The 17639-nt window shown below is 39.0% G+C and carries 16 protein-coding genes and 1 tRNA gene; 7 read left to right on the top strand and 10 right to left on the bottom strand.

Annotated elements, in window-relative coordinates; all coding sequences use genetic code 11:
- Window positions 1-210: 210 nt before the first annotated feature.
- From HMJ38_RS04475 to HMJ38_RS04465, 3 genes are all read right to left on the bottom strand, one after another.
- Window positions 211-284, bottom strand: a tRNA-Asp gene (locus HMJ38_RS04475).
- A 220-nt stretch (window positions 285-504) separates the two neighbouring features.
- Window positions 505-1527 (bottom strand): UDP-glucose 4-epimerase GalE, encoded by a 1023-nt coding sequence (galE, locus tag HMJ38_RS04470; RefSeq protein WP_194973167.1) that lies wholly within the window; start codon window positions 1525-1527, stop codon window positions 505-507.
- A 63-nt stretch (window positions 1528-1590) separates the two neighbouring features.
- Complete coding sequence (locus HMJ38_RS04465; protein WP_194973166.1) at window positions 1591-4719, bottom strand: PKD domain-containing protein; 3129 nt, start codon at window positions 4717-4719, stop codon at window positions 1591-1593.
- Window positions 4720-5145: 426 nt separating this feature from the next.
- On the opposite strand from HMJ38_RS04465, the gene HMJ38_RS04460 reads away from it, so the two are divergent.
- The 7 genes from HMJ38_RS04460 (at window position 5146) to HMJ38_RS25745 (ending at window position 8965) form a co-directional block, all read left to right on the top strand.
- Complete coding sequence (locus HMJ38_RS04460) at window positions 5146-5472, top strand: L-rhamnose mutarotase (protein ID WP_194973165.1); 327 nt, start codon at window positions 5146-5148, stop codon at window positions 5470-5472.
- A 47-nt stretch (window positions 5473-5519) separates the two neighbouring features.
- Window positions 5520-5870 carry a MerR family transcriptional regulator gene (locus HMJ38_RS04455; RefSeq protein WP_194973164.1) on the top strand — a complete coding sequence of 117 codons (351 nt, stop codon included), beginning with the start codon at window positions 5520-5522 and terminating at the stop codon, window positions 5868-5870.
- Entirely contained in the window at window positions 5854-6969 is a 1116-nt protein-coding gene (dprA, locus tag HMJ38_RS04450) for a DNA-processing protein DprA (RefSeq protein WP_194973163.1), read from the top strand. The genes HMJ38_RS04455 and dprA overlap by 17 nt, the downstream gene beginning before the upstream one ends.
- Window positions 6970-7088: 119 nt before the next feature.
- Complete coding sequence (locus tag HMJ38_RS04445) at window positions 7089-7715, top strand: outer membrane beta-barrel protein (RefSeq protein WP_194973162.1); 627 nt, start codon at window positions 7089-7091, stop codon at window positions 7713-7715.
- Between the two features lie 317 nt (window positions 7716-8032).
- Complete coding sequence (locus tag HMJ38_RS04440; protein WP_194973161.1) at window positions 8033-8281, top strand: hypothetical protein; 249 nt, start codon at window positions 8033-8035, stop codon at window positions 8279-8281.
- Entirely contained in the window at window positions 8274-8675 is a 402-nt protein-coding gene (locus HMJ38_RS25750; RefSeq protein ID WP_194973160.1) for a PIN domain-containing protein, read from the top strand. Before HMJ38_RS04440 ends, HMJ38_RS25750 begins: the two co-directional genes overlap by 8 nt.
- A 155-nt stretch (window positions 8676-8830) precedes the next feature.
- On the top strand, window positions 8831-8965 hold the full coding sequence (locus tag HMJ38_RS25745) for an addiction module protein (protein WP_194973283.1): 135 nt from the start codon (window positions 8831-8833) through the stop codon (window positions 8963-8965).
- A 94-nt stretch (window positions 8966-9059) separates the two neighbouring features.
- Here the strand turns inward: HMJ38_RS25745 and HMJ38_RS04425 are convergent, their stop codons facing one another.
- The 7 genes from HMJ38_RS04425 to HMJ38_RS04395 form a co-directional block, all read right to left on the bottom strand.
- Complete coding sequence (locus tag HMJ38_RS04425) at window positions 9060-9704, bottom strand: hypothetical protein (RefSeq protein ID WP_228779882.1); 645 nt, start codon at window positions 9702-9704, stop codon at window positions 9060-9062.
- A gap of 330 nt (window positions 9705-10034) precedes the next feature.
- Complete coding sequence (gene ffh, locus HMJ38_RS04420) at window positions 10035-11372, bottom strand: signal recognition particle protein (protein WP_194973158.1); 1338 nt, start codon at window positions 11370-11372, stop codon at window positions 10035-10037.
- Window positions 11373-11405: 33 nt separating this feature from the next.
- The gene (locus tag HMJ38_RS04415) at window positions 11406-12554 is read right to left on the bottom strand and encodes an aldose epimerase family protein (RefSeq protein ID WP_194973157.1); all 1149 of its coding nucleotides are present in this window, start codon (window positions 12552-12554) and stop codon (window positions 11406-11408) included.
- 337 nt (window positions 12555-12891) lie between these two features.
- The gene (locus HMJ38_RS04410; protein WP_194973156.1) at window positions 12892-13590 is read right to left on the bottom strand and encodes an L-ribulose-5-phosphate 4-epimerase; all 699 of its coding nucleotides are present in this window, start codon (window positions 13588-13590) and stop codon (window positions 12892-12894) included.
- A 126-nt stretch (window positions 13591-13716) separates the two neighbouring features.
- Entirely contained in the window at window positions 13717-14013 is a 297-nt protein-coding gene (locus HMJ38_RS04405; protein WP_317174494.1) for a four helix bundle protein, read from the bottom strand.
- Between the two features lie 241 nt (window positions 14014-14254).
- Window positions 14255-15916: a ribulokinase gene (locus tag HMJ38_RS04400; RefSeq protein ID WP_194973155.1), complete on the bottom strand. Its 1662-nt coding sequence runs from the start codon at window positions 15914-15916 to the stop codon at window positions 14255-14257.
- Window positions 15917-15972: 56 nt separating this feature from the next.
- Window positions 15973-17523: an alpha-N-arabinofuranosidase gene (locus HMJ38_RS04395; protein ID WP_194973154.1), complete on the bottom strand. Its 1551-nt coding sequence runs from the start codon at window positions 17521-17523 to the stop codon at window positions 15973-15975.
- Window positions 17524-17639: the final 116 nt, after the last annotated feature.

The following is a 17639-nucleotide window of genomic DNA, read 5'->3' as shown; positions in this document are numbered from 1 at the left end:
AATGATGAACTCGAACCAGCGACCTTCCCGATATATCGGGACAGGCATTCTAACCAGCTGAACTACCACTCCGTTTACTCTTTATTCTTTAAAAATGATGAACTCGAACCAGCGACCTTCCCGATATATCGGGACAGGCATTATAACCAGCTGAACTACCACTCCAATATTTTTAATAATGTTCTTCTTTTAAGAACCGTTGATTTAATGCGGAATGGACGGGACTCGAACCCGCGACCTCCTGCGTGACAGGCAGGCATTCTAACCAGCTGAACTACCACTCCGTTTTCAATTATTCTGATAAAATAGTGAACCCTAACCAGCGATTTTCCCGATAAACCAGGACATTCGAACCAGCTGAACTACCATTTTGTAATTTGCTTCCCTTTTGAATTGTCGCAAAGGTAGCCAATTGTTGATTTTATACAAAAGTTGATTGAAAAAAAATGGATGCCATTATCTTATACCATTCTTTGTCAAATACATAAATTTATTTTTCTGTCATTAAACTATCCTTTCTGACAATCTTTTCTGCCAATTCCACGAATCTCTTAGCGAATCTTCCAATGAATACTTGGCGTCCCAACCCAATATATTGTTAATTTTATCTGTATTGGCCCACACTTTTTCGATGTCTCCTGGTCTTCGATCGCCAATCTCATAGTTTAATTTTTGACCACTAACTTTTTCAAAAGTCTGAATGACTTCTAATACTGTATTTCCTCTTCCAGTTCCAACATTGAAAATATCGTAAAAATTATCTTTCTGATCTGATAAGTAAGCTAATGCTTTGACATGGGCATCAGCCAAATCCATCACGTGGATGTAATCCCTGACGCAGGTACCGTCGGGGGTATTATAATCGTTGCCAAAAACCGTGATCTTCTCCCTGATTCCTGCTGCAGTTTGGGTGACAAAAGGAATCAGATTGGCAGGAACACCAATAGGAAGTTCCCCTATCTCCGAACTTGGATGTGCACCTACCGGATTAAAATACCGTAAAGACACAATCCTGGAATCAGCCCCACTTTTGATATAGTCAACCAAAATATCCTCACAGATTTTTTTTGTGTTGCCATAAGGGCTTTCTGCAAGTTGTCTTGGGGTGGATTCTTTTACCGGCAATACCTCGGGTTGACCGTAAACTGTGCAAGAAGATGAAAAAACAATGTCTCTCACTCCGAACTTTGACATGGTTTCCAAAAGAATGAGCAAAGAGTCAACATTATTGGTATAGTATTTCAATGGATTCCTTGTGCTTTCACCTACTGCTTTAAATGCAGCAAAATGGATCACACCGGAAAAATCATTTTCTACAAATACCCTTTCAACTCCTGACCTATCCAAACAATCCACCTCATAGGAGGTAATTTCCCTGCCGCAGATTTTATTCAATCCGGCCAAGGCTGATTTTTCTGAATTGGAAAAATTGTCAATAATAACAGGTTCATATCCCGCATTGACCAATGCTACAGCAGTGTGGGACCCTATATACCCTGCACCACCTGTAATAAGTATTTTTTTCATATTACTTAAATTAAATTACAATAATAACAGCTTGAATTCAAATAACGGTTCTATTCGATTTAATTAACGGATTAAAGTAAAGAAACCGCTCAACTCTTTGGAAGTAACCTCACCATTGACATTTATTTCCAAAAATAATAAGTAGGTATAGGAACCTATTGGTGCTTCTTGCCCATCCACTAATCCATCCCAACCTGATTCACCACTATAGATTAAATTTCCCCATCTGTTCAGTACTTTTAAGGTGAAACTGAGATTACAGTTGGAAACAGGGCCAAACAAGCCTTCCATTGGTTTATAACCTGTCGGCATCCTTACCTGAGGTGCTTCTTCCACCATTTCTCCTAATCCATTGCTGATACAACCCCTGCTGTCCTCAATACTGATATTATAAATACCCCTAGGAATACCATCCAAAGTTACGCTGCCTGAATTGTCATACTGCCATAAATAGGTATATGGTCCTTGACCATCCACCGCATTCACAATCAATTCTCCATTTGATTGTCCAGGGCAACTGGGTTTGAGAACCCTAATATCTGCTACGGTAGGCATAGGAGAGTCTATCCTAAAATTAACAGACAAAGAACATCCGTTGGCATCTGAAACCACAAAAGAAAAGTCTTTCCCTTCCAATTCTGTAAACCTTATTTCATTATCAATGACCACAGCAGATGGATAGTCTATGGTATACGGACCAATGCCTCCCGTGATTTCCAAAACTTCACTTCCATCTGCCCTACCAAAGCAGGATGTTGCTATTGATTCTAACTCCCTGTAGCTAAGTAATTGTGGTTCTTCAACGACTATATCCTCCAATAAAACTGAACATCCAAAAGCATCTGTAATTGTGACCGAATAAGAGCCTGATATTAAATTATCTGCAGTATTTGAATTTAAGTTTGATTGATGGCTCCAATTGTAAGTGTAGGGTGACTTTCCTCCTTTGACATCTAAATTTATCCTTCCTGTGTTTCCTCCAAAACATAACACGTCATCTAAGTCCGACACTGAGGCTTCCAATAGCGGGTTCACTATCACCTCCAATTTTGGAGAAGTACCTTCACACATGTCATCAAAAAGACTAAATTCCCGATACCATATTTTTCCGATAACACCAGGATTGGACCAGTTTACGGCTACAACACTTTGATCACTTGGTCCCACAATCTCACCTTCCTCAATAAACCATTCAAAACCCCTATTATTGAATTTTTCAGCTACAGTGTACTCATAGGTTTGTTCTGGGTCAAAGCAAATTTCCATCACACCACTAGGAATTCCTGCATCAATCAATGGATTAATAATGACCCCCAAGGAAATGGGATCTCCGGGACAACCTTCGGAATTGTATGGAATTGCAATGACTTGAGCATTTGGATTTGCAGGTCCCCAAAGAATTGTCACTTCTTTGTTTTCCTCATTTACTTCAATGATTTCTCCTCCTACCACATCCCAATCCACCTTGGATATAATTTCCTGTGAGAATAACGAATAGGTCAATTCTTCTACCAATGGACATGCTTTTGTAATCCCTGCAATTTCTCCTTCCGTATTATCAACTTCTACATTGAAAACAACCTCTTGCTGTTCATCGCAGCTTACCTCACTGATTGCAGCAATTACTTTAATTTCATATTCTCCCAATTCTGTATAGGTATGGTCAACTACCTTACCTATTTTGGTTTCACTTCCATCACCAAAGTCCCAAATAAAATAAGTGAAGATATCATTTTCTGGAATTATCTCCCAAGTTCCCTCTCTGTTATAACAAGCCACCCTCTTTCCCAATAATTCAAAATCGTAAGATGCTTCAACCTCAAAATTCAGGTTATCCAAACTTGCACCTACAGCATAACCATATGATTCAATATAGCCAAATCCATAAACGTAGGCGATGAGACCTTCTGAATTTCTCAGGTTATGCACACCCTGATTGATTCGGACTCTTGCATATGAATATTCTGAATTCTGGGAAATCTCAATGAAATTATTACCTATATTTTGCCCATCTAGCCAAGTCTCCCCTTTCGTCGCTGTTTTTACAATTATGTTCACATAGTGACTGGTAATGGAAGGTAGCTGAAGCGCATTGAAGGTGATGTTGCTTAATAGTTGCTGATTGGGACTATATGAAATCATGAATGGATCACCATCCTGGAAAAGTGGCTGGACTGGATCATTGCAACTTTGGCTTTTGGCAAAGACAGTTACTGAAGAAGGTTTATTGGTTTCAATATTTGCAACCTGATTTCGTTCAAAGTTCAATGTAAGGAATTTACCGGCCTGAAGAACTCTCACATTATTTCCATCCACCAATACCTCTGTATCATTTTCAGATGCCAGAACTTTTACCAATTCACCTGAGGACCTGCCTGAAAGAGGGATATGAAAAAATTCTGTCCCCCAAGTATTCACAGGATATGTTTGTTGGAAAAGGTGGTCATTGGCTTGACCACAATCACCTACACTGACCCATTTATTTCCCCCGAAAACAGCTATATTTTTACATTCATCAACATTCTCTCCCACTACCCTTACCCTTGAACCTGTCAAATCACCCCTTGCTTTGAGTTGATAGCTTTGGCCACGGTTCAGCGTGATTACAAACGGAGTGGCGGCTGGCCTACCATTTACAGTAAAAACTGATGGGGTTATTTCAATTCTGGTGTCATTTTCCACTCCTACTACCAAAAGTGTACTTTCATTATTGATATTGGCATCATAATTCACCTGTGTGGTCATGGTTTCAAAATGGGAAGTGACGTAATAATCCTTTCCTAGTGTGGGCAATGGAAGGACTACGGTACCATCAGCTGATCGAAATCTTTCATTGAATGCATAAACTGAAATATTTCCGGTTGATACGATATAAATCCCTTTATTTTCGACCTGCCCCGAAGATCGATGAAGCATGTCTACATCATCTATATTGTGCATAAACTGCTGACCTGGGGTTAGGTTGAAACTCAGCGTTCTACCTGCATATTGCAAAGTACCGCTTGCATTTTCACTTGCAGTGATGATCACTACCCCCCTGTCCGGGGCATCGGGTGGAACCCCGTTGTTTTCCATAAAGCCAAACCAAAATTCCTTGCCTACGGTAGTAACTTGTGCATTTACCTGAATAGAAAAAATCACTTGCATCAGTGCAATCAAGATAGAGAAGGTCAGGGCTTTAAAAACTCTCATCGATTAAATTGAATTTATGGCTGTTAATTTAAAGCAATCTTTTGGGTATAAAAATTAATTTTAGGTGAAATGCAATTTTCATTCTATAAGTTGTTGAAATTGATAAATCAAGACCATTTTTTTGGTTTCAAGGAGATTTTAAATTATCCTTTTCATGGCTTGCCTCTCATGTGTTTGACGAAGAAATCAAGTCATCTGTTTTTTATATATATTAAATTTGTCCCAAGGCAACTCTTTGAGGTTAAGTCTTTTTGGATATGTCAAAAAGATTATGCCATAATGATTGAAAAATCATCAAAACCAAAATAAATTGTTAAATTTTATCTATTTCCTTTTCACATTATGAATCAGATACATATATTTAAAGTATTAAAGTAGTACTTCATCAATTTTGAATCACCCACATCCAAAATTAGCCTGCTTCTAATGCGCTATTGTCTCACTCTTGACCTGAAAAATGATCCTGATTTGATTGCAGAATATGAATCTTATCACCAAAAGGTTTGGCCTGAGATTATACAAAGCTTTTACGATTCGGGGATTTCGACAATGGAAATCTACAGGTGGGAGAACAGGTTGTTTATGATTATTGAGACAGAAGAAGGTTTTACATTTGAAAAAAAAGCAAAGTCTGACGCTGAAAATCCTGTTGTTCAAAAATGGGAAAAACTAATGTCCAAATACCAAAAAAAGCTTCCGGGCGTTAAAAAAGATGAAAAGTGGCAGTTGATGAAAAATATATTTAAAGTATAAAGCAAAAGAAATTTTCTTATTTTTGATTAAAGTTTTACTTGAAAGCCGTGCCGTACAAAGAAAGAGAAATTGAGAAAAAATACTATTCCATAGGCGAAGTAGCTAGTATTTTTAAAGTAGCCCCCTCATTGATAAGATATTGGGAAGGCGAATTTGATATCATCAAACCCAAAAAGGACAAAAAAGGAAACAGACGTTTTACAAAGGATGATATAGAAAAAATCCGGTATATCTACCAATTGGTGAAAATCAAAGGGTATACTTTGCAAGGGGCTCAGGAAGTCCTTAAAACCGGTCAGGAACAAGTTTTTGACAAAGCCATGATGGTTGACCGGTTGCATCAGATCAAGAGATTTTTAATGGAAATCAGAGATACCATGCATGTCAAAGCCGAATGAAACACTTCATCATGAATTGGCACTCAGTCTTATTCCGCAGATAGGTCCTGCGGTCTATAGAAATATCATAGCATATACCGGATCTGCTTACAATTTTTTAGAGCTTCCGAACGGCAAAGCATCAAAAATCCCCAGGGTCAATCAAAAACTCCTCTCCTTGCGGAAGGAAAAGAATGCTTTCCTGAAAAAAGCAGAGGAGATTTTGGAAATGTGTGCCAAAAAAAACATTCAGGTCGTCACCATTTCCGATCCTCAATTTCCTCAAAGACTCAAAAGTATTGAAGATATGCCCATGGTGCTATTCAGCAAAGGCTTTTCCGACATGAATCCAAAAAGAACTTTGGGGATAGTAGGCACCAGAAATGCTTCCGAATATGGCAGAAACATCACCAGAAAAATCATAGAGGATGTCGCCCCATATAACCCTACCATCATCAGTGGATTGGCTTATGGGATTGATATAGAAGCCCATAAGACTGCCCTTCAATTTGACCTGCCCACCTTGGCTATATTAGGATCTTCACCCGATCAGATCTATCCTTCTATCCATAAGAATACCGCACTTGCCATGCTTGAAAGAGGCGGATTGATCAGTGAATTTATGCCGGGAAGTGAGATGCACCCAACCAACTTCCCAAAACGCAACCGAATAATCGCCGGGCTTTCAGATGCTTTGATTGTGGTGGAAGCTGCCAAAAAAGGCGGAGCTTTGATTACTGCCGAAATAGCTTACAGTTATAATAAGGAAGTATTTGCTGTTCCCGGTAATCTCCAATCCACCTACAGTGAAGGTTGCAATAATCTGATTAGAACCATGAAAGCATCGATTTTTACAGGATTAAAAGATCTTGAGGAGGCTTTGTCTTGGTCCAAAGAAAACAACAGTGTGGAAGCAAAAAGCAAAATCGAGAGCATTCAGGATTTGGACGAGACAGAAAAAAAGATTTATGAAATTCTTGATGAATCCAAAGAACTTGAAATTGACCAATTGGCATTCCGAATGGAGTTACCGCTTTCGGTTTTGGCTTCAAAACTTTTGAACATGGAGTTTCAGGGGATCATCCGGGCAATGCCAGGTAAAAAATATAAGATCACTTAAGGTCAGTTTTTTTTCAAAAGGAATATGGAGGATAAATGAATAGGAAATTATACCACTTTTGGGGTATTTGGTCCGTTTATTTTTTTCAGGACATTTATTCAGACCAAATTTAACATATCATGAAAAAATTCCTGACAGTATTAATTTTAACATTTGTCCTGCATTTCAATGAGAGTTTCGCCCAATTTGGAATTCAGGCAGGACCGGTAGGTATTTTAGGTGAGGCTTTTCCTACAGCGGATGGTTTTGACAAATTAGGTGGCGCTATGAGTTTTACTTTCGGTGCCATGTACAATCTTCCTTTTGGTGATCAATTTGTCATTCAGCCTGCGGTCAACTTCCTGAATAAACAATGGAAAGATGATTTGGAAAACCTGACAACAGGAGACTCTGAAATCACCAAAGTGAGCATCAATTATTTGGAGATTCCTATCCAGTTTGTATTTACAGGAGGAAATGAAAAAGGCTTTTTTGCTGGTATTGGCCCTTCCTTCAACCTAGGGCTTTCCGGTAAAAGAACAGTGGATCTGAATGGCAATACCAATACCAGTGATTATAATTTTGGAAGTGGTGCAAACGAGGAACCTCCCTTAACCATCGCTGTAAATGCCATGATTGGTTATTCCTTTGGAGCAATCCAATTAGGCTTGAACTTCAGTCAGGGCTTGACCAATCAGGTCAGCGACAATTTTGATCAGGGAAATGTCAATCATCTGGCTTTGAGGTTGGGGTATATTTTTAGGTAAAATTGATGTGCAGTCATCTGAACGTCTTAACTCTGATAATTATTTTGTAGACGGAAGATCGAAGTATAAAAATAACCTCCAAATCACATTGTGCGATTTGGAGGTTATTTTGATCTTATTTTTTAGCGGCGGCTGGGTGTATCCGCGACAATTGTCGGGATGAATCTACACAATTCAATCACAACCATCCTCCATTGCTATCAAAATGCAAGTTCGCTGACTGAATTCTTTTTATTGTTTATTTGCAAATTGTTCAAAGGAATTGCTGGCACTCCCTTTGCCACTTTTTTGTTACATTTGTGATAAACAAAAGGATTATGGAACTAATCAGGGAAATTATAGTACCCACCGGAAACTCCTACACACTTACCCTCCCAGATGAAATGATAGGCAAGCGTGTGGAAGTAATTGCTTTCGAGCTTAATAAGGATGTTCTTGTAAATGATGAAACAAAAATTGATCAAAACCAAATTTTGAGCGATATCAGAGAAATATTCAAGGGGAACCTTCTGGATATGAGCAAGTTCAAGTTTAACCGGGACGAGGCTAATAATTATAATGAATAGAATCGCCCTTGACACCAATGTCTTAATGTACTTGTATGATTCCTCTGATGAAAAAAAGAGACGAATCAGTGAGTCACTTTTGGCTAGTACTCCTTCTGTTAGCACGCAAGTAGTTTCTGAGTTCTTGAACGTAACTAGAAGATTACAAAAAATGCCCAAAAATGAAGTTTTGGAAAAATGCAACAAAGTGTTGTCATACTGTAAAATCATTCCAGTAAGCTATTTAACTTTAGATAAAGCTCTTTATTTAATTAATAGATACGACTTCCAACTTTTCGACAGTATCATAATTTCATCGGCACTTGAGGCCAGTTGTAGCACCCTATACTCAGAAGATTTACAGCACAACCAACTTATAGAAAACCGGCTTACTATCATTAACCCATTCGTGTAATCCAATCCTTTTTTTACCCCGACTAGGTGTGGTCTTGGCTTTCAATAAAATATGCAATTATGAATTACAATAAATTTCAGACAGAAATGGGCAAACTACGGGTGTTTTCACACCTATTAACGAGTGGAATAAATTAAAAAGTAAATACACAAGGTATTGAGCAGGAAGAAGTTGAAATACCAGATTGGCAAAAGAATTTAGTAAGAAAACGTCTGGATGATTACAGGAAAAATCTCAGTTCTGCCATGGACTTTGATTCTGCTATAGATGAAATAGAAAAAGAACTGTAATGTATAAATCCATTACCCCACCACTTGCATACCTATGGGGAAAATAAAAAACTGGGCTTAAAGTCCAAGCTCCATCCTTAAGTTTTTTACTTTCCTAATTCCCATGGCAGTCATCTTCTGCCAATAATTGTTCATACGCCAGCTTTATTAAATTGGAAATACGGGAATTGACCAATTTTACCTTGTTGTATAGTTCTTCGTAATATTCTTTTCTTTGTTCGGGGTGAGGGCCATCAAACACAAAACGGATAGCACTTATTATTTCTTTATTTGTTCGTTTGGAGAGTACTGATGCCATTGCTTCTGTATCATTATATAGTTTGGCCCCTATTCCAAATCCTTCACTGATATTATCAGCATCCCATTGGCCGCCAATACAAATATTAATGTACTTGTTGTAATGCTGTTCTTTATCTATATAATTTAGATTATAAAAGAATGATATTATACTAATCTTTCCTTCACTTTCAAGCTCTATGTTGTAATAATACATTGGTGCCGCTCCCTTTTCTTCATCATATCCAAACACACTTTGCATTTCTTGAAAAGATGAAGGAAACGCTTCGAAAAAAAGCTGCTCGTATTTAGGTTTTTCACTTCCTGCGCTGTTGATGACTTTTTCATAATACTCCTTCAAAGCTGCTGCCCGGTTTTCGGCAGTTTTAAACTTCTTCTGTGTTTGAGAGTTACAAGGATTCATTCCAATACTAAGTAGTAGGATGATATTTACAAACCGCATAAAACTTCTATTGTATATTATTAAAAACTTTAAAAATATTGACTTTTACGTTTTACTGACCTTTTTATCTGATAAAATTGTTGATCTCCCCTAATTTTCGCCAACCACCTTTGGTGTAGATTAAACCTTCCTTGGCGACTGGGTGAGTTTGCAACTACTTCCCTATATCACAACCAATTTTCAATTGGGAAATACACTTTAAGCCCAGCAATACACCTTAATGGAAACACTAAAGGCTAGGAACTTACCTGCCCGTGTGGGAATTCAAATAAAAATAAAAAACCTCCAAATCACATCATGTGATTTGGAGGTTTTTTTGATCAATTTTATTTACCTTCTTCCCATCTTCGGCATCATGCCACCAAGGGCTTTTTGAGGGCCGCCCATTTTGTTCATTTGTTTCATCATTTTTCGCATATCGCCAAATTGCTTCATCAGGTTATTAACTTCTACAATGGTTCTTCCACTTCCTGAGGCAAGTCTTTTTCTTCTGCTGCCATCGATGATATCCGGGTTTTCCCTTTCCAATGGTGTCATGCTTCTGATGATAGCTTCAATCGGTTTGAAGGAATCGTCATCAATATCCAAGCCTTTCATGGCTTTTCCCATTCCAGGAATCATTCCTACGAGGTCTTTGATATTCCCCATCTTTTTGATCTGTTCCAATTGGGAAAGGAAATCATCAAAATTGAACTGGTTTTTACGGATTTTGGCATTAATCCTTTTGGCTTCATCCTCGTCAAAGGATTGTTGGGCGCGCTCTACAAGTGATATCACATCACCCATTCCAAGGATTCGCTGGGCCATTCGGTCAGGGTGGAAAACATCCAAGTCCTCCATTTTCTCACCTGTGGAAATAAATTTAATCGGCTTGTTGACTACATGCCTGATGGAAATGGCTGCTCCACCTCGGGTATCACCATCCAATTTGGTCAGGACCACCCCATCAAAATTCAGTCTTTCATCAAAGGTTTTAGCAGTATTGACAGCATCTTGACCTGTCATGGAATCGACCACAAAAAGCGTCTCAGATGGATTCATAGCTTTTTTCAAAGCTTCGATTTCCTGCATCATCTGTTCATCCACTGCCAATCGGCCTGCTGTATCGACAATGACTATTTTTTTACCTTTTTGCTTGGCATAAGCCAATGCATTGTTGGCAATTTGGATGGCATTCTTATTCTCAGGTTCGGCATAGACCTCTACTCCTATCTGTTCACCCAAAACCTTCAACTGATCGATCGCAGCTGGCCTGTAAATATCACAGGCAACTAACAAAACCTGCTTCCCCTGCTTTTTGAGGTAGTTTGCAAATTTTCCAGTAAAAGTGGTTTTACCTGATCCTTGAAGGCCTGAGATCAAAACAACAGCCGGGTCTCCTTTAACATTGACGTCGACTTTACTGCCACCCATCAGGTTGGTCAGTTCTTCTTGGGTGATTTTCACCAATAACTGACCCGGAGAAACAGCAATCAACACATCCCTGCCAAGGGCTTCCTCTCTGATTTTATCGGTGACTTCTTTGGCTACTTTATAGTTGACATCAGCGTCTATCAAGGCCCTTCTGATTTCCTTGACAGTGGTGGCAACGTTTATTTCAGTGATTTTCCCTGTTCCCTTCAGGGTTTTAAAAGCGCGGTCTAATTTCGAACTAAGATTATCAAACATGTTTTCAATACTATTTGATGCAAAAATAGGAATTTATTTGGTACTAAAATGGTAATGGATCCTATGTGAGTACTTTTCACCGGGATTTAACCTTGAAGTGGGAAACGTAGGTTCATTGGGAGAATTGGGGAATACCTGAGGTTCAAGACACATCCCCATATGTTTTGTGAATGCTTTTCCTTTGTTAGTGATTTTTCCATCCAAAAAATTACCTGAATAGAACTGAACTCCAGGGGCATCGCTGTACAATTCCATAAATCTGCCTGAATCAGCATGATACACTTCTGCCATTTTCACCAATTCATCATTATGATTTTCTTTGATCACATAATTATGATCATATCCACCTGATACTTCAGCAATTCTTTCACCTACAGTATGGGGTTCGTTAAAATCAAAAGCTGTCCCTTGGACAGACGCCAACTCACCTGTTGGAATCAATTCATCATTTACAGGGGTGTATTTGGATGCATGGATTACCAATTCATGTCCTAGAATATTTTCATTCAAACCACTGAGGTTAAAATAGCCGTGTTGGGTCAGGTTGACAATGGTGGGTTTGTCTGTCTCAGATTCAAATTCCACCATAAGCTTATTATCAGCTGTTAATTCAAAAGTCAGGGTTGTTTTTAGATTACCGGGGTATCCCTCTTCTCCATCCGGACTAAGGTAAGTCATTTTGACTTTCATGGAATTTTCACTTTCGACCATTTCGGCCTCCCAATGCTTTCTGTGGAAACCTATCAAACCACCGTGAAGGTGGTTATTACCATTATTGGTGGCCAATTGATAAGTTGTTCCATCCAATTCAAATTTACCTTTAGCAATTCTGTTTGCATATCTTCCTACAGAAGCACCTAAATATCCATCATTGGAATTATAGCCTTCTAGGTTTTCATGACCGAGGACAATATTTTCGGAATTTCCATCTTTATCAGGTACCATCAATTTGGTGATTACCCCACCAAAGCTGGAAATTTCAACCTTTACTCCGTTTCCGTTGTCAAAAGTAAATAATTTGGCATTTTTACCTCCCACAGGGACTTCCTGAATATTGACATTAAATTTGATTTCTTTTTTTTCCATTTCTTTGTTGTCAGATTTCGGTGATTGACAGGACCATATTGTCCCAAAAATTAATCCCACAGAAAGTACTGCGGTCAATAGTTGCTTTCTTTTCATTTCAGTTTTATTGTTTGTGTTTTTGCGAAAGTTTAAAATTCTATAAACTCGATTCCTCATTGATTCACCCAGATGATCAGTCGGAATTTTATCGATTCTTATTTCTTTTCACTTACCTCTAGGTCCACGCATCTTCCCCAAACCGTTGACAACTTATTAATGGCTTCTGACTGTGCCCCTCTTGGCTCTTGGTTCTCCATTCTCCTCTCACTAGATGTCTCCTGTCGTCGACATGACAAGGTGAAGTCTTTTATAATAGTTAATAACTTGAATTATCAAGGCTTCATCAGTGACTTGATTAAGTCTTTGTTCTCAATTCTCACATCTCGCTTCTATCCTAGCATCCTTGGCCGTAATAAGCATCTTTTCCATGTTTCCTTTCAAAGTGTTTGCGGATCAGTGCATCCTTCAATCTTGGCGCATTGGGATTAATCTGTAGGGTAAGATAGGCCATTTTTGCTATCTCTTCCAATACTTTACTATTATAAACTGCCTTTGCAGCATCTTTTCCCCAAGCAAAAGGTCCATGGTTACCAATCAGTACCATTTCTACTTCTTTGGCGCTTAGTTTCTTTTCTTCAAAACAATCCAAAATCTGTTGCCCGGTATTGTGTTCGTAGTCACCTTGAATCAGTTCATCTGACATGGGAGGTGCACATGGAATATCAGCAGTCAAATGGTCTGCGTGTGTTGTACCAAAAATCGGGATGTCCAATTGTGACTGTGCCCATGCCACCGCATAGGTGGAATGGGTATGACAAATTCCGCCTATATGCTCCCAATGTTTGTATAAAAACGCGTGTGTTTTGGTATCGGATGATGGCCTCATGGATCCCTCCACAATATTGTTGTCAAAATCCACAATGACTATATCCTCCACTTTCAAATCTTCATACGGCACCCCACTCGGCTTGATGGCAAACACCCCCTTTTCCCGATCCACCGCGCTGACGTTGCCGAAAGTGTAGACGACGAGGTCGAGGGTGGGGAGTTGGAGGTTGGCTTGGAGGCAGGAGGTTTTTATATGTTCAAACATGATTAATTTTAGATTTTAGATCTTAGATTTTAGATTTAGGTGGATTTATCGCTTCCTCTTTAATTATTTTCCCATTGTAATTTTAGATCTTAGATCTTAGATTTTAGATTTGGGTCAGAATGCAAATTAGGTTTTTCTAATATTGTTATTTTTAATATTATTGGATTTATTCTTAATGGTTTTTATACTACTGACAAAAATGGCTGTTAACTCATTGGCTTCTTTTAGGAGGGCTCTGACATCAACCCAACCTTTTTCCTCGACAATTTCCAGCCAATAGCAACTTTCGTCTGACTCCTCTAGAACAACTTGCATTTTAGAGATAAATTCATTGTTACTTCTGGACCTGCAAACTGCCCTATAGTTTGCTCCTACCGATGTTCCACATTTCACCAATTGATTCACAATTATTCTTGACGAAATTGTATTTGGTAATTTTTACGCGAGGTCAATTACATCAATTCAAAATTTTTTTGTTCTGGATTTAAGTTGATTTTGCATGGATAAAAATTTAGATGAGAAAAATGATTACTTCAACAATTTAATCATTCTACACTTCCCAATCTAAAATCTACCTTCTAAAATCTAAAATCATTCACTTCCTCCCTTCTCCTTCATCCTTTCTCTTTCAACCTTGCCACTTTCATCCTTCATCCCTTATCCTTCATCCTTCAATAACACCTCCAAACCCCAAATACTCCCGATAAAGCTTCTCATAAACCTCCACATTCCCCTCAATCGGCTCATATACTTTATCAAACCCATTTCCCATAGCCTTGATGGCGGCTTGGGTGTTGGGGTGGATGCCGGCGGCTACGGAGGCGTACATGGCTGCACCTAGGGCGGGAGCTTGATCTGAGGAGGCTACTTTGATAGGCATATTAAGTACATCGGCTAAAGTCTGCATGACCAAGGTGGACTTTTTCGCTACACCTCCCAAGCCGATTACATTATCTATCTTCACTCCTTCTTCTCTGAACCTTTCCACAATGCTCTTCGATCCAAAGCTGATGGCTTCTACCAGTGACTTGAAGACCCTTACTGCGTCAGAACCCATATTGAGATTTCTGATAGCTCCTTTCAAAGCTTGATTGGCATCAGGTGTTCTCCGCCCATTGATCCAATCCAAGGCCACAATGCTGGACTCAGCAACAGGTATAGCCATTGCTTCTTCTGATAATTTGACAATCAATTGATCTTCCAAATCGGCTATTAATTTTTCTTTTTGAGCTTGATTGAGCGTTTGGCTTTCCTCGATCAATTCCAATGAAGGCTTAAGCAAAAGGCTTTTAAACCATGCCAACACATCTCCAAATCCGGATTGTCCCGCTTCCAAACCGATAGTGCCGGGAATTACAGAACCATCCACTTGTCCACAAATCCCAGGAATCAATTTATCCCCAAGCGTTGCTTTATCTGTAACCATGATATCGCATGTAGACGTACCCATTACCTTGATCAGGGTATTTGCTGTCACCTCTCCTCCTACCGCTCCTGCATGGGCATCAAAGGTACCAACGGCTACCACAACATCAGTTGAAAGACCCAGTTTAGAAGCCCAGGTTTCACTTAGGTTCCCAGCTACTTCATCCGAAGTGTAGGTATCTATATAGAGTCTATCCTTCAGTTCAGCAAGATATGAATCAAACTTTCCAAGGAATTCCTTCGGAGGCAAACCACCCCAGCTTTCATGCCACAGGGCTTTGTGTCCTGCCGCACATCTGCTTCTTTTTAAGGTTAAAGGATCTTCGCAACCGATCAATTGGGCAGTAATAAAATCACAATGCTCCATCCATGAGAAAGCTGCATTTTTCACAGCTTCATCTTCCCGGATGACATGCAGTATTTTGGCCCAAAACCATTCGGAAGAATAAATCCCTCCTTCGTATTTGGTATAATCTTCCCCACCCCATGTTCTTGCGACATGATTGATTTCATCTGCCTCAGCGATAGCGGTATGGTCTTTCCAAATTACCATCATGGCATTTGGGTTTGCGGCAAACTCAGGCTTCAAGGCAAGAGATTGGGCATTTTCATCGACTGGCATCGGAGAAGATCCTGTGGTGTCCACACAGATTGCTTTAACCTGAGCAGGATCAATTTCTGATTTGATAAGTACATTTTTTATAGTAGCCTCCAAACCTTCCAAATGGTCTGAGGGATGTTGTCTGAATTGATTGGAAACTGGATGGCAATATTTTCCGGCTTTCCATCTTGGATACCAAAAAACATCTTCGGCCAGATTTGCTCCATTCGAAGTATTGACCAAAACTGCCCTGACAGAGTCAGAACCATAATCAAGGCCTATAACATAGTTATTATTCATGATTTGGGAAATTTTCCAAACTGAAAATTAATTCTAGGTTGGCGATTTTTCAGAAATTATTTTACTCTGACCATCAAGATCGATTTGGCTGGAACAGCTATTTTCAATGATTCTTTGGACAGCTTAAAATCTTTGAATTCAGTTGGCTTCACTACTTCTTTCTTTTCGAAAGAATTATAAGAATTGATTTCAGGCGCTGTCAGGATTGTAGCCGTTACAGATTTTGCATTCATCCCTCTCAAAAGAACTTCCAAGTCAATTTTCTTATCTGGATTGATATTAGCAATACTGATATTGACAGTTCCATCTTCGGATTTGGAAGTAGATACGTTCAGCGATTCCATTTTTTCACTACCAATACTTAACTCCTCTGAAGTCAGGTGATGGGATAAAAGTAATGCGTCCTTGTGTGGTTTGTACATATCAAAAATATGATATGTTGGGGTAAGAATAATGTCGTTGTCATTGGTCAAAATAATGGCTTGAAGCACATTGACTGTCTGAGCAATGTTGGCCATATGGACCCGGTCTGCATGCTTGTTGAAAATATTCAGAGAAATCGCGGCAACAAACGCATCTCTTAAAGTATTCTGTTGGTAAAGAAATCCAGGATTGGTTCCCGGTTCTACATCAAACCAAGTCCCCCACTCGTCAAAGATGATTCCTACTTTTTTCTCCGGGTCATATTGATCCATAATTGCACCATGTCGGACAATCAGTTCTTCAAGTCTAGCTGCCTTACTTAAAGTGACCAAATAGGTTGCTTTGTCAAAATCAGTCGCAGAGGTTTTGTTCTGCCATGTACCGGTCACCGTGTAGTAGTGTAATGAAAGCCCATCCATCATCGATATTGGGATATTTTTCATCAAAACTTCTGTCCAATTGTAATCAAAACTATTGGCTCCTCCTGCAATTTTATATAGTTTATTAGCACCATAATCCCTGGCATAGGTAGCATACCTTCTATATTCATTGGCATAATATTCAGCTGTCATATTTCCACCGCAGCCCCAGTTTTCATTACCTACTCCCCAATATTTGATATTCCATGGCTCTTCCTGACCATTTTTTTTTCTCAGATTGGACATAGGACTGACACCATCAAAGTTGATATACTCGATCCATTTGGACATTTCTTCTACAGACCCACTCCCCACATTACCTGTGATGTAAGGTTCTGCTCCTATCTTTTTTGCAAAATTCATAAACTCATGTGTCCCAAATGAATTGTCTTCAACAACGCCTCCCCAATGGGTATTGATCATCATCGGTCTGTCTTTGGGATTACCGATCCCATCTGTCCAATGGTACTCATCTGCAAAGCAACCTCCCGGCCATCTTAGATTCGGGATTTCAAGATTTTGGATTGCCTTTAGTACATCTAAGCGATAACCATCTTCATTGGGGATTTCCGAATCAGGTCCTACCCATATACCTCCGTAAATATTCCTTCCCAAATGTTCTGCAAAATGACCGTAAATATGTCTGCTGATGGTTGTTTTACCCTGATCAGTATTTACAATGAGTCGGTTTTCTTGGGCGTTTGACGAAATTGAAATGAGGAAGGTTGATACCACCATTAACCCCATAATGCTAATGTTCTTCATATTTTTGCTAAAGATTTATTCAAATATTGAAAATTTAAAAGACATGTCATAAATAATAATTGTGTTTTTTACACGAATTAAACATTAAAAAGTAAAACAAACCTGAGTTTGAAATA

It is taken from the genome of Aquiflexum lacus (genome assembly GCF_015476655.1).
In the GTDB taxonomy this organism is placed as follows: domain Bacteria; phylum Bacteroidota; class Bacteroidia; order Cytophagales; family Cyclobacteriaceae; genus Aquiflexum; species Aquiflexum lacus.
Note: the sequence above shows the minus strand (reverse complement) of the source record. Positions and strands in the feature narration are given on the sequence as shown.

What these genes read in the sequence shown, in the direction of transcription:
- galE (WP_194973167.1), bottom strand. Translation starts at nt 1,527, where the DNA reads ATGAAAAAAATACTTATTACAGGTGGTGCAGGGTATATAGGGTCCCAC.
- HMJ38_RS04465 (WP_194973166.1), bottom strand. Translation starts at nt 4,719, where the DNA reads ATGAGAGTTTTTAAAGCCCTGACCTTCTCTATCTTGATTGCACTGATG.
- HMJ38_RS04460 (WP_194973165.1), top strand. Translation starts at nt 5,146, where the DNA reads ATGCGCTATTGTCTCACTCTTGACCTGAAAAATGATCCTGATTTGATT.
- dprA (WP_194973163.1), top strand. Translation starts at nt 5,854, where the DNA reads ATGTCAAAGCCGAATGAAACACTTCATCATGAATTGGCACTCAGTCTT.
- HMJ38_RS04445 (WP_194973162.1), top strand. Translation starts at nt 7,089, where the DNA reads ATGAAAAAATTCCTGACAGTATTAATTTTAACATTTGTCCTGCATTTC.
- HMJ38_RS04440 (WP_194973161.1), top strand. Translation starts at nt 8,033, where the DNA reads ATGGAACTAATCAGGGAAATTATAGTACCCACCGGAAACTCCTACACA.
- HMJ38_RS25750 (WP_194973160.1), top strand. Translation starts at nt 8,274, where the DNA reads ATGAATAGAATCGCCCTTGACACCAATGTCTTAATGTACTTGTATGAT.
- HMJ38_RS04425 (WP_228779882.1), bottom strand. Translation starts at nt 9,704, where the DNA reads ATGCGGTTTGTAAATATCATCCTACTACTTAGTATTGGAATGAATCCT.
- ffh (WP_194973158.1), bottom strand. Translation starts at nt 11,372, where the DNA reads ATGTTTGATAATCTTAGTTCGAAATTAGACCGCGCTTTTAAAACCCTG.
- HMJ38_RS04415 (WP_194973157.1), bottom strand. Translation starts at nt 12,554, where the DNA reads ATGAAAAGAAAGCAACTATTGACCGCAGTACTTTCTGTGGGATTAATT.
- HMJ38_RS04410 (WP_194973156.1), bottom strand. Translation starts at nt 13,590, where the DNA reads ATGTTTGAACATATAAAAACCTCCTGCCTCCAAGCCAACCTCCAACTC.
- HMJ38_RS04400 (WP_194973155.1), bottom strand. Translation starts at nt 15,916, where the DNA reads ATGAATAATAACTATGTTATAGGCCTTGATTATGGTTCTGACTCTGTC.
- HMJ38_RS04395 (WP_194973154.1), bottom strand. Translation starts at nt 17,523, where the DNA reads ATGAAGAACATTAGCATTATGGGGTTAATGGTGGTATCAACCTTCCTC.